This window comes from Enterococcus sp. DIV0682, from assembly GCF_051712685.1.
Lineage (GTDB): Bacteria > Bacillota > Bacilli > Lactobacillales > Enterococcaceae > Enterococcus > Enterococcus faecalis.
On the sequence record NZ_JBIOPK010000001.1, the window covers coordinates 30,055 to 42,102 of the forward strand.

At 37.8% G+C, this 12,048-nt stretch carries 9 protein-coding genes; 4 read left to right on the top strand and 5 right to left on the bottom strand.

The annotated features are described in order from the left end of the window. The 3 genes from IGK96_RS00130 to mprF all read left to right on the top strand — a co-directional run bounded on the left by IGK96_RS00130 (position 1) and on the right by mprF (position 4,479). On the top strand, positions 1-1,215 hold the full coding sequence (locus tag IGK96_RS00130) for a MalY/PatB family protein (protein ID WP_016618494.1): 1,215 nt from the start codon (positions 1-3) through the stop codon (positions 1,213-1,215). Between the two features lie 99 nt (positions 1,216-1,314). Continuing rightward, positions 1,315-1,695, top strand: a complete 381-nt coding sequence (locus tag IGK96_RS00135) for a RidA family protein (RefSeq protein ID WP_002356039.1) — start codon at positions 1,315-1,317, stop codon at positions 1,693-1,695. A 192-nt stretch (positions 1,696-1,887) separates the two neighbouring features. Continuing rightward, complete coding sequence (mprF, locus tag IGK96_RS00140) at positions 1,888-4,479, top strand: bifunctional lysylphosphatidylglycerol flippase/synthetase MprF (RefSeq protein ID WP_002407592.1); 2,592 nt, start codon at positions 1,888-1,890, stop codon at positions 4,477-4,479. Between the two features lie 37 nt (positions 4,480-4,516). Here the strand turns inward: mprF and IGK96_RS00145 are convergent, their stop codons facing one another. The 3 genes from IGK96_RS00145 to IGK96_RS00155 form a co-directional block, all read right to left on the bottom strand. Further along, positions 4,517-7,132 carry a YfhO family protein gene (locus tag IGK96_RS00145; protein WP_016618497.1) on the bottom strand — a complete coding sequence of 872 codons (2,616 nt, stop codon included), beginning with the start codon at positions 7,130-7,132 and terminating at the stop codon, positions 4,517-4,519. Positions 7,133-7,676: 544 nt separating this feature from the next. After that, positions 7,677-8,186, bottom strand: a complete 510-nt coding sequence (locus IGK96_RS00150) for a ClbS/DfsB family four-helix bundle protein (RefSeq protein WP_002356044.1) — start codon at positions 8,184-8,186, stop codon at positions 7,677-7,679. A gap of 7 nt (positions 8,187-8,193) precedes the next feature. Then, positions 8,194-8,661 (bottom strand): VOC family protein, encoded by a 468-nt coding sequence (locus tag IGK96_RS00155; RefSeq protein ID WP_002408153.1) that lies wholly within the window; start codon positions 8,659-8,661, stop codon positions 8,194-8,196. Positions 8,662-8,725: 64 nt separating this feature from the next. On the opposite strand from IGK96_RS00155, the gene IGK96_RS00160 reads away from it, so the two are divergent. Beyond that, entirely contained in the window at positions 8,726-9,673 is a 948-nt protein-coding gene (locus IGK96_RS00160) for a helix-turn-helix transcriptional regulator (protein WP_002389777.1), read from the top strand. A gap of 91 nt (positions 9,674-9,764) precedes the next feature. On the opposite strand, the gene IGK96_RS00165 is transcribed toward IGK96_RS00160, so the two are convergent. After that, on the bottom strand, positions 9,765-11,018 hold the full coding sequence (locus IGK96_RS00165; protein WP_002385467.1) for a glutamate-5-semialdehyde dehydrogenase: 1,254 nt from the start codon (positions 11,016-11,018) through the stop codon (positions 9,765-9,767). Then, entirely contained in the window at positions 11,005-11,820 is an 816-nt protein-coding gene (gene proB / locus IGK96_RS00170) for a glutamate 5-kinase (RefSeq protein ID WP_002389550.1), read from the bottom strand. The genes IGK96_RS00165 and proB overlap by 14 nt, the downstream gene beginning before the upstream one ends. Between the last annotated feature and the right edge of the window lie 228 nt (positions 11,821-12,048).

Sequence of the window (12,048 nt, forward strand, 5' to 3'; positions counted from 1 at the left end):
GTGAAGAGTGTGTCGTTTGATAAAGCAATTGATCGACGAGGAACGTATTGTACACAGTGGGATTTTGTAGAAGATCGATTTGGGGAAGCGGACTTGCTTCCCTTCACTATTTCCGATACGGATTTTGCTGTGCCAGAGGCAGTTCTGGCAACATTACAGGAGCGTTTGAAACATCCCGTATTTGGCTATACGAGGTGGAACCATCCACAATTAAAAGAAGCAATTCAAACGTGGTACCAGACAAGATTCCAGACGAAGATTGAAGAACACTGGATTATGTATACCCCGACCGTTATCTATGGGATTTCTGCGTTGATCCAATTATTAACTAATGAAGGGGAGGGCATTATTTTACAAACACCTGCGTATGATGCATTTTTTAAAGTTATTCAGGAAAATAAGCGGCAAGTAGTGGCAAATGAACTGCTTTATCAAGAGAAGCGCTACAGCATTGATTTTATTGATTTAGAAAAAAAACTAGCGCAACCAGAAAATCGCTGTTTGCTTTTATGTTCCCCGCATAATCCAACAGGACGTGTTTGGGAGCAATGGGAATTAGAGCGAATGGTTTCATTGTGCCAACAGTATGATGTGTTTTTACTTTCTGATGAAATTCATATGGATATCGTTAATAAAGGCCAAGTTCATCGACCAATTACGCAATTTGGTTATAAAAAATCTGCCATTATTACCAGTGGCACGAAAACCTTTAATTTTCCAGGGCTGATTTTTGCTTACGCCCTAATTCCAGATAACGAATTACGTGACGCTTTTCAGCTCAAATTAAAAAATGCCGATGGTTTATCATCAACAAGTATTTTGGGAATGCTAGCAACCATGACGGCCTATCAAAAATGTGGTACTTGGGTTGACGAGTTGAATGATTATTTAGCGGAGAACCAACGTTACGTGAAAGATTTTTTACAGACATATTTGCCAAAAATTAAAGTGACGGAGCTGGAAGCCACTTACTTAATGTGGTTGGACGTATCAGCGGCAGTTCCAGATGTGGCCCGCTTACAAGAGGCTTTAGTTTCTGTGGGGAAAGTCGCCATTATGGACGGCTCGATTTATGGCGGTAATGGACAACGATTTTTACGGTTAAATATTGGCTGTTCGCAAGCAAAACTACACGAGGGACTTGAAAGGATGCGCCAAGGTTTTGAAGCTGTTTTACAAAAGGATGGCACAGCATCAGCGCTTGGGAATAATTGAGAAAAGATAGCATTCCGAAAATGGTTGCAGTACAATGGAAAAATAGAAACAAATAAAATAACAAAAAGTAACAACTTGTCATTTACTGGGGGAAAAGAAATGAAAACAATTAAAACAAAGCAAGCACCACAAGCAATTGGACCATATTCACAAGCAAAAATTGTGAATGGTTTATTGATTACTTCTGGTCAGATTCCACTGGATCCTGAAACAGGCAAGGTGGTTGGGACAACGATTAAAGAACAAACCAATCAAGTACTGAAAAATATTCAAGGGATTTTAACAGAAGCTGGTAGTGATTTTGCTCATGTAGTCAAAACGACATGCTATTTACAAAATATGGCGGATTTCACGGCATTCAATGAAGTCTATGCTGAGTATTTTAGTGCGGAATATCCTGCACGCACAACGATTGAAATCTCTAAATTACCGATGGATGTGTTGGTGGAGATTGAGATTATCGCAGAAGTAGTGGCGTAAAAAATACAGTTAAAAGAGTGAGAAAAAAATCGTCTTAGATTTTTTTCTCACTCTTTTTTTTCAATAAAACAATACGATTCAGCCAAAATGTCTAGCCGTGCTGGAAAATTTTCAGCAAATAGGCTACCATGGAAGAAAATCGATAAAACGAAAGTTAAATGAATAGAAAAGAGATATGAAAGAGGCTATAAGATGAAAAAAAATATTAGCCAACTAACGCAGTGGTTGAAAGAACACAGTTTATTATTGAAACTAATTTTTCTTGGTTCTGTATTAGTTTTCGTGGCTAACCAAGTGACACATATCGCTCAAGGCATGACCTGGGCGGATATTTTTTCCACGATGGAACAACAAAGTACGGGGCGTTTAATTGGTATGGTCTTGGCAGGACTATTAGGGGTTATTCCGATGCTCCTTTATGACTATGTAGTCGTTAAATTATTGGAAAAAGAAGGTAAGCCACCAATGAAACGAATGGATTGGTTAACTTCGGCTTGGGTCACCAATACCATTAATAACTTAGCGGGTTTTGGCGGCGTGGTTGGTGCAACGCTACGGATTAATTTTTACGGAAAAGATGTACCGCGGGGCAAGGTTGTAGCAACGGTCTCAAAAGTTGCTCTGTTCTTGATTTCAGGGTTATCTATTTTATCTTTTGTGGCGTTTGTTGATTTATTTTTTATTCGAACCCAAAATGTTTTTCGTGAATATTGGGTTTGGTTATTATTGGGCAGTCTGATTGCGCCAGCGCTCTGGTTTTTCACGTATTTAAAACGGCGAACATTGTTTAAAACATTTTTTCCAAAAGCGGTACTCCTATTATTCGGCGCTTCATTAGGTCAATGGCTAGGGGGGATGTTTGCTTTCTTAATGATAGGTCGCTTGATGCAGGTGCCAGTTTCGATGGTTTCTGTTTACCCAATGTTTGTTATCGCTACGTTAATCGGGATGTTAACTATGGTTCCTGGTGGTATGGGAACGTTTGATGTCTTAATGATTTTGGGCTTATCACAATTAGGGATTGATCGATCACAAGCGGTCGTCTGGTTGTTGTATTATCGTTTGTTTTATTATGTGACGCCTTTTATGACAGGAGTTATTTTGTTCTTGCAACAAGCAGGCATGAAAGTTAATCAATTTTTTGATAATTTACCTCGGTTATTTTCACAAAAAGTGGCGCATTTTATTTTGGTGGCGGCGTTATATTTTGCAGGAATTATGATGGTTCTATTGTCGACTGTGACGAATTTGTCGAATGTCAGTCGTTTATTCCAAGTGTTACTTCCCTTTTCTTTTAATTTTTTAGATCAGACATTGAATTTATTTGTAGGATTCTTGTTATTAGGTTTAGCTCGAGGCATTTCTATGAAAGTGAAAAAAGCTTATTGGCCTACAATTATTTTACTAGGATTTTGTATTGTAAATACGGTGGCACGAACGACTTCGTGGCAGTTGATTACTGTTTATGCTGTTATTTTATTGGCGGTTATTTTGGCTCGTAAAGAATTTTATCGTGAAAAGTTTGTTTATTCATGGGGCGCTTTAACGGTAGATAGTATTTTGTTTGGCTGCTTGTTTATCGGTTATGCGGTTGCTGGCTATTACGCCGCACGACCAGCTGGTGGCAATCAAGTTATCAATCACTTTTTGTTGTTCCCGTCAGATGATGTTTGGTTTAACGGATTGATTGGATTAAGTATTTCCTTGATTGGTTTATTCTTTTTGTATCAATATTTAGCCGAAACAACTGTTACTTTAGGTGAGGGGTTTGAGGAAGCGCGGTTGACACGCTTTTTGGAAAAATTTGGTGGCAACGAAGGCAGTCAATTTTTGTATTTAAAGGATTATGGTCATTTTTATTACCAAGAAGAAGGCGAAGATCAAGTACTTTTTGGGTTTCAAATGAAGTTTAATAAATGCTTTGTCTTGGCGGATCCAATTGGGCAACGAGAGAAATGGACAGCGGCGACACTGGCGTTTATGGATCAAGCTGATTTGTTAGGCTATCAATTAGTTTTTTATCGTATTTCGGAAGAATATGTTATGAATCTTCACGATTGCGGATTTGAATTTATGAAAGTTGGGGAAGAAGGCTTGATTCAATTTGATGAGCCGTCAACAGTGAATCAAACAGCCTGGACGGAAACAGTGACTGAAAAAATAGCAGCAGAAGCAGCGGATTTTCAGTTTGAATTTTATCCCGAAACGATTAGTGATGCCTTATATCAAGAGTTAGAACGAGTTTCTGCGGACTGGTCACGGAATCAAAAAGAGCGCTACTTTATTGGTGGACGGTTGGATCCCGAGTACTTGAAATGCAGTAGCGTGGGCTTGGTGAGACAGAAACAAACGGTCATTGGTTTTATTACGGGAAAAGAAATGGAAAAAGGCAAAAGTATTTCGTATGATTTGTTACGTATTCGTTCAGAAGCACCTGCTTTTACTAGAGAATATTTGTTCACTCATTTTATTGAAACCTATCAACAGCAGGGCTATCAATTAATTGATATTGGGATGGCGCCGTTGGCTAACGTAGGGGAGAGCAAGTACTCTTTCTTAAAAGAACGCTTTGTTAATATTTTTTACAAGTATAGTTATCAAATTTATGCGTTTCAAGATACACGCAAGCGCAAAGAACAATATGTCACTAGTTGGCAACCACGTTATTTTGCTTATCCTAAGCGGACCAGTGTACTCTTTGCTTTTGTGCAACTTTCCTTGTTGATTACGAAAGGAAGACATCAAAGTGTTTCGCTTGTGGAAGAAGCAATGACTGAAATTTAAAAAAATCACGCGATGACTTAGCCATCGCGTGATTTTTTTATTTGTCTTCTTTTTTACGGTTTCGTCTAGCAGGAATCAAGGTTACGTAGACAACGAAACCACCAGTACATAGAACGAATAACACGATGCCAGGAATCAATCCTTCTGGTAAATAAGAGAACTGAATAGTATGGGTTCCAGCGCTGACAGGAACGCTTAGAAAGGCATCTTTAAAGGCTTTTGGGGTAACTTTTTTGCCATCAATTTTGACACGCCAACCTTTGTCATAAGGAATTGTAGTGACGAGTACTTGATCTTTGTCGGCGGTAAAGGTACCTGAAGCAGAGCGTTTGCCAGTGGTTAAATCAACGCCTTTTTCTTGCACGGCGGAAATGGCTTTTTCAAATGCATTGGTATTTAAGCCAACTACTTGCGGCTGAACAAAACTTACTGCTTTGGTTCCATAAAAACTTACTTTGAAGTTAACGGTTGTATCTTTTGGATAGTAGCCTAAATTATAATATTGGCCAGTAATGCCAATTTGTGATTGCTGACTCGAGCCGTTCACGGTGACCGTCGCAGTGGAACTTTCCAATTGAGCAAAATCCGTTGGGAATAAACTCAAATAAGCTTGCGTATTGGCGGGCACATTGACTGTATAAGAAATCTCTTTGGCTACGTTATGTTGTTTCTCCGTAAAAGTTACGCCAGCTGTATTTTGCGTAATTGTCACGTTATTTTGAAGCGTCATCGTTGGTTGATAAAAGGTAAAATACCGTTCATTAGTATTGGCTAAAGCATTTAGTAAATTTGTTTGACTACCTAAATTATCATTGAGAGGTTGCCGGACATTGTAAATCTCTTTGTTTGCTAAAAATCCTAACGGCAAAGCATTTTCGTTACGATAAAGCTGATATTTACCAGCAGCAGCTTGTCGTTCAAAGCCGAATTTCATTGGATTATTTTCAGCAATATTGTATTTAATGCCCATCAAAGCATCCATTAACAAGGTATTATTTTGGTAACGAATATTTAAATTCGTGCCTCGCGAGCGGAAACCTAAGGCGTTTAGGTATGTTGAAGAATGTCGGTTCCGTACGGAAGAAAACATGCTAATGCCACTGTAGCCATAGTTAATGCCGTCATTGGCCGAAACACCATTTAAATTTTCCAAGCGATAAAAAGTATCATTTTCTTTTTTTGTTTGATCGACTAGATTTTTTAAGTCAGGATAAGGTTCAGAATACAAACTACGTGATGCGTAGTTCCAATCATCTAAAATACCAGTGACCATCGCCCGTGTGTTAATGATTGCTTCACCAGAAACGAGTAGCAATAACAAAATCACTAAGTATTGCATAGGCGCTTTTTTCAATTGATAAAAAGCAATCCCGAAAAAGTATAATAGCAAAAAAGTTGCCGTTAATACGAAAGAGGTTAAAGTCACAAACGTATAACTAGTAGCACCTTTTGTGCCCATTGCAAGAGCAAAAATTGCTAAAAGAATCAAAATCAAGCCGCTTAAGACGCCGAGATCATCCTTTTCAAATTTCTCCCAACCATAACCAGCAAGCAAAATAACTAGGAATGAAAAGAGGAAACTATAGCGGAAAAGAAACATGTTCGGCGCATGCATACCGTGCCAGAATAAATTTAAGGGCGTGATGTAAAAGCTAGCAATCAATAGGACAAACAAACTGCCAAAAAGTAGTTTGTTTTTCAATGGAACTTCTTTCGTAACGAAATAGAAGAGACAAAAAATCAAAGGCAACAACCCAATGTAAATAAAAGGAATGGACCCATATTTGGTTGTATCGTAAACGCCAATCATATTTTTCATAATAATATCTAAAAAGGCAGTCGCTTCTGTTTTAAAGGTTGTAATTTCAGAAAGAGTTTCACCATTGGTTCGTAAATCTAAGACAGCAGGTAAGACCATAATCATAGATGCTCCACCAGCTAAAAGAGAAGTAGTAAAATACGCAACGATTCGAGATTTATATCGTTGCCAGTCTGTAAACGTTCGTGCAAAATAGTACAGGAAGGAAAACAACCCAATCATAAAGCCAAAATAATAATTTGTAATGAAAAGCAAGAAATAACTGACAAACAATAATGTCGGTTTTCGTTGGTCCATTAAACGATGAATTCCTAAAATTACGAGTGGCAGATAAATAAAGGCATCCAGCCACATAATTAATTCTGAATGGGCCACAATGAAGGACATTAGCGCATAAGACACACTTAAAGTCACATGGGACCATTTAGGAATCTTAAAGGTTTGTTTTGCCAAGAACCAAAAACTCAAGCCAGCACTCCCAATTTTCAATAACGTTAGGAAATAGAGCGCATCAGGCATGTTTTGATTGTTAAAGAAAAAGACGAGCGGCGTAAATAAGCCACCAAGATAATAGGAAATTAAGGACAAGTAGTTTAGTCCCAAAGAAGCATTCCACGTATAGAAAAGACTTTGTTTTCCATGAAGAACATTGTTAAAGCTTGCGTGAAAATTTGAAAATTGAGAAAAGGCATCGCTGGCTAAAACACTGCGACTACTTCCTGGATAAATCCCAATACTCAAATAGATAATTGCCATAATTAAAAATGGAATGAAGAAACTGGCTAACATATAAGGCCAGTTGTTTTTTAAAAACTGCCTACTTTTATTTTTCATAAATAACCTCACCTGATTTTTCGAAAGTACCTATAGTTTATCATACTCTTTATTTGATGTACCAATAGAAGAAAAACTTTAAAATTTTATTAGGATCCTAAGGGTGGAGTGAAGAAGAATTAGTAGTAAGAGATTGACATTCAAATGCTAAATCACCAGATTAAAACAACGAATATTCTCCGAAAAATTGCTGAAAACACCCTGTGGATAACTTTGTGCATAACTCTGTTGAAAACCACAAAAAAGCTTTTTATCTCGGTTTATCCACAAGGATAAGTTTTCGAGTTGCTAAAAAAAATAGACGCAAGTTCAGAAGGCCTGCTTGCTAAAAGTAAAGGAATCCCTAAAGTTGAAAGAAGATGAAAACGTTATTAAAACAACGTTTTCATCTTCTTTTTTCTAGAATTTACAAAGATTTAATGTCAAACAAATAAGCATTGTGGAAAAGTTTTTTGGAAAAAACAAGAAATTTCATCCACAAAGTTTTCTGTGGAGAATTTAAAAATGCTTGTCAAGCTTTTTTTGAAAAAATGTGGATAACTTTTTAAAGACAAGCTTTTTTCCATTTGCGAATTTGCGTTCGGAAACTAGTAAAAGGGGCAACGCTATTAATGTGAATCCATTTCCAAAGAGGCCATTGTGCTTTGGTGGTCGCCCAAGCCCGTTGTTGAGGTAAAAATAATTCGTCTTCGGAAAGCGAGTCAATCCAATGAAGTAATTTTTCTAAGGTGTCTTGCAACGCAATCAGCTGACTTTCTAAACTCATTTGTCCATAGGTTTGATAAAATGATTGATAGAGAGCACCCAGTTGATTCCATTTATAACCTTCAGCTGGCGTTTGAACGGTCAGACCACGTTGTTCTTGTTCTTCCCAAGAAAGCAGCAAGTTGAGCCAGCCTAATTGATAGGCTAAGTTCTCTGAAGGTGTTTTAGCTACTGTTTCAATTCGGTGATCTTTAAGTGTTTCAGGAATTTCTGCAAATTCAGCTAAATATTTTTGTGAAGCTATTTGAATGGCCTCAATCAAGGCTTCTTTTGATTCATAGGTTCGCATTCTTCGGCTAACGTCCTTTCTTGGTAGGATCTGCTTGTTTTTCATGAGTAATTTGAGTGACTAAACCAAAAGGATCTTTCACAATCGCATAAAATGTTGCAAATTCATTTTCAATTGGTTCTTGGATAATACAGGATTCGGGATGGCACGTGAGTTTTTCAAAAATTGTTTTGGCAGAGTGACGGCTCTCGACGGTTAAGCTGAGGGTCAATTGTTCTGTGGGCGTGGTATTCATTCCTGCAAACAAAGGATTATCAGCTAGTTGTAATTGAAAAGTGTCCATTTGTAAAATCGAGTGAGAAAGCCAGTGTTCTTCGCCAGCGGGAATGGTCAAAGAAGGATTTAAGCGCTCTTTAAATTCTTGATTAGTAATTTTAAAAAGAATATCACCAGCAAAGGCTTCTTGGTAAAACGTCAAGGCTTCCGTTGCTCGTCCATTTAAGACCATAAAAAGGGCAAATTGTGTGTTTTTCATTGTTTGAACCTCCTAAGATTGATAAGATAAGCATAACAATAAAAGGTGTCAAAAAGTGACACCGATGGAGGGAAAAATGAAAAAATCAGAACGTTTAAATCAGGAACTTTTTTTCTTGAGAACCCATCCTCAGTTTAATTTAAATCAGTTAATGAAAACTTTTGGGATTTCTAAAAGCACAGCTTTGCGGGATATTGAAGCTTTGGAAAATTTAGGCGTGCCGCTATATGTGGAGAATGGTCGTTATGGTGGCTATCGAGTTTTAAACAAACCGTTGTTGCCGCCGATTTATTTTAACGAAAATGAAGTGTTAGCGATCTTTTTTTCGTTACAATTACTGAAATTAGTCGCAGAGTCACCGTTTGGTCATTCCTATCAGCAAATTAAGCAAAAATTATTGCATTCTTTAGATGAACCAACCCAATTTAAAATCAGTCAAATGAGTAAGGTCGTCTATTACGAAGGAATTGAACAAGTAGAAGCACCAGGCAATTTAGAGCAGCTGTTTCATTGTATTTTGGCGCAACAAGTAATTCAGTTTAACTATACCAGATATGAAGCAACAACGAAAAAAATCTTACCAACCCGGTTAACTATTTTAGAAGGGTATTGGTATTGTTCAGGCTATGATGTGACTAAAAAGGCTTGGCGTACTTACCGCTGTGATTTTATGGAGGCTATTCAGCAGTTAAACCAAACACTGGATTTTACGACTGAAGAATTGAAAGAATCGTATCGCCATCAACAAACGACGGCACGTACGATTCCATTTAAAGCAATCATTACAGAAAAAGGCAAAGAATTTTTTTATAAACATCGCTTTGACAATATTCAGTTGGAAGAAACGCCCACGCAGTGTTTTTTAGTTGGACAGATTCATCCAACAGAAACACAATTTTTAGCCAACTATTTTATGGGCTTTGGTGAAGAAGTGACAATTTTAGAGCCAGTCCAAGTGAAACAAGCGTATGTAGAAAGTATAATGAGGATTCAAAAAAAATATCAAGAATAGATTGTGGAACTGTGAACAATCTCATGTGTAAAAATGCACATTGGAGAGGAGAAAGAAAAACCCTTGATCTTTAAATCAAGGGTTTTTCTTTCTAAGAACGTGCTTGCCCATTTCCATAAATAACATATTTTGTCGAAGTAAGCTCTGCTAAGCCCATAGGTCCACGGGCATGTAATTTTTGCGTACTAATGCCGATTTCGGCGCCAAATCCAAATTCAAAACCGTCCGTGAAACGAGTTGAAGCATTCGCATAAACAGCGGCTGCATCCACTTGTTGTAAAAATTGTTGTGTGGCAAAGTAATTATCACTAATAATACTTTCAGAATGTTTTGTATTGTAGCGATTAATATGCTGGATGGCTTCGTCCAAAGAATCAACGACTTTCACTGCTAAGATAAAGTCGAGAAATTCCGTTTCCCAATCTTGTTCAGTCGCTGGAATGGCTTCTTCAAAAATTGCTAACGCACGTTCATCTGCCCGAAGTTCCACGTGAAACTCCTTCAAGGCTTTTTCAATTGTTGGTAAAAAGGCTTCAGCCACCTCTTGATGAATTAATAACGTTTCGGCGGCGTTACAGACAGAAGGACGTTGACATTTAGCATTGACAATAATTTCAGTTGCCATTGTTAACTGGGCGTCTTTGTCCACGTAAATATGACAATTGCCTGTACCTGTTTCAATAACAGGCACAGTGGCTGTTGTCAAAACAGTTTTGATTAAGTTGGCGCCGCCACGTGGAATGAGGACATCCAAGTAGTCATTTAAGCGCATAAGTTGTTGGGCTGTTTCTCTAGAAGTATCATCAACAAATTGAATGAGATGGGGAGAAACGGCTTCTTGTATTAGCGCTTCTTGTAAAATTGTCACCAATATCTGATTGGAGTGAAACGCTTCTTTTCCGCCTCGAAGAATAACAGCATTTCCTGATTTGAAACAAAGGCTAGCGGCATCTGTTGTCACGTTTGGCCGCGATTCATAAATGATTCCAATAACACCTAAAGGCACGCGTTGTTGCCCAATTAACAGCCCCGCTTCATTGCGCCACATTTTATCTACTTCCCCAATTGGATCGGGTAAAGTAGCGACTTGGCGTATGCCCTCGGCCATCGCTGTGATCCGTTCTTCTGTTAAACGTAAGCGGTCTTGCATTGTTTCAGAAATTCCGTGGGTAGCGGCTTGCTCTAAATCTAATGCGTTTGCTTGTAAAATGCGGGGCGCATTGGCTTCAATGGCTGCGGCCATTTTGTTTAACAAAGTATTTTTTTGACGAGTATCCATCAAGCCTAGCGTATAAGAGGCTTCTTTAGCTTGTTGCCCTAGTTGCTTTAAATCAGTCACTTTCATGCCCTCCTTTAATAAATAACGTACCGATATCTTTTCCTTCTAAAATTTCAAAAATGATTTTTGGCTGCTTTCCGTTTGCTAAAATCATCGCCTGTTGATTAGCTAACACACGTTCAGCAGCTTTTAATTTACTAGACATCCCACCAGTGCCAAAGCGGCTCCCCTTACCACCGGCTAATTGGAACAAGTCTTCATTAATTTCATTGATTTCAGAAAATAACGTGGCTTCTTTGTTGACAGTAGGGTTATCTGAAAAGAAACCATCAATATCTGATAACATAACTAACAAGTCAGCTTGAACAATTTGGCAGACAATGGCAGACAATTGATCGTTATCCCCGAACTTGGTTAAGTGATCCAATTCTTCAATTGCGACAGTATCATTTTCATTGACGATAGGAATAATATTCATTTTTAACAGTTGTTCAAAAGTATTGGTAACATTATTGCGACTTTCAGGATATTCAATAACATCACGAGTTAATAAAACTTGTGCCATTTGTTGGCTATAGGTTGAAAACCGCTGATTATAAATGTTCATTAATTCTGCTTGGCCGACTGCAGCGACTGCCTGTTGTTCGGGAATTGTCGTTGGGCGTACAGATAGATTTAATTTATTCAGTCCGACACCAATTGCGCCAGAAGAAACTAAAATAATTTCTTTGCCTTGGTTGCTTAAATCACTCAAAGTAAAGGCTAATTGATCAATTGCTTTTAAGTTAATATTGCCATTGGGATAAATCAGAGAACTGGTTCCGACTTTGATCACAATTCGTTTGGCCTGTTGGAGTTTGTTTCTCATAAGTGCCTCGTTTCTTTTTACAGTAAAATTTGACACTCATTATAACAAAATCAGCGGCTACTAGAAAGTGCTAAATAATGAATAGTAAAGAAAGTTTAATGAAAGTGTGAACTTTTTGAGGGAATCTTGGGACTTTTTGGGATTTGGTCTGTTTATTTTAAGAGAAGATGATAGACTAAAAGAAGGAAATTAAACAAAAATTCTCCTCTTTTTTGCGTAGTCTAGATT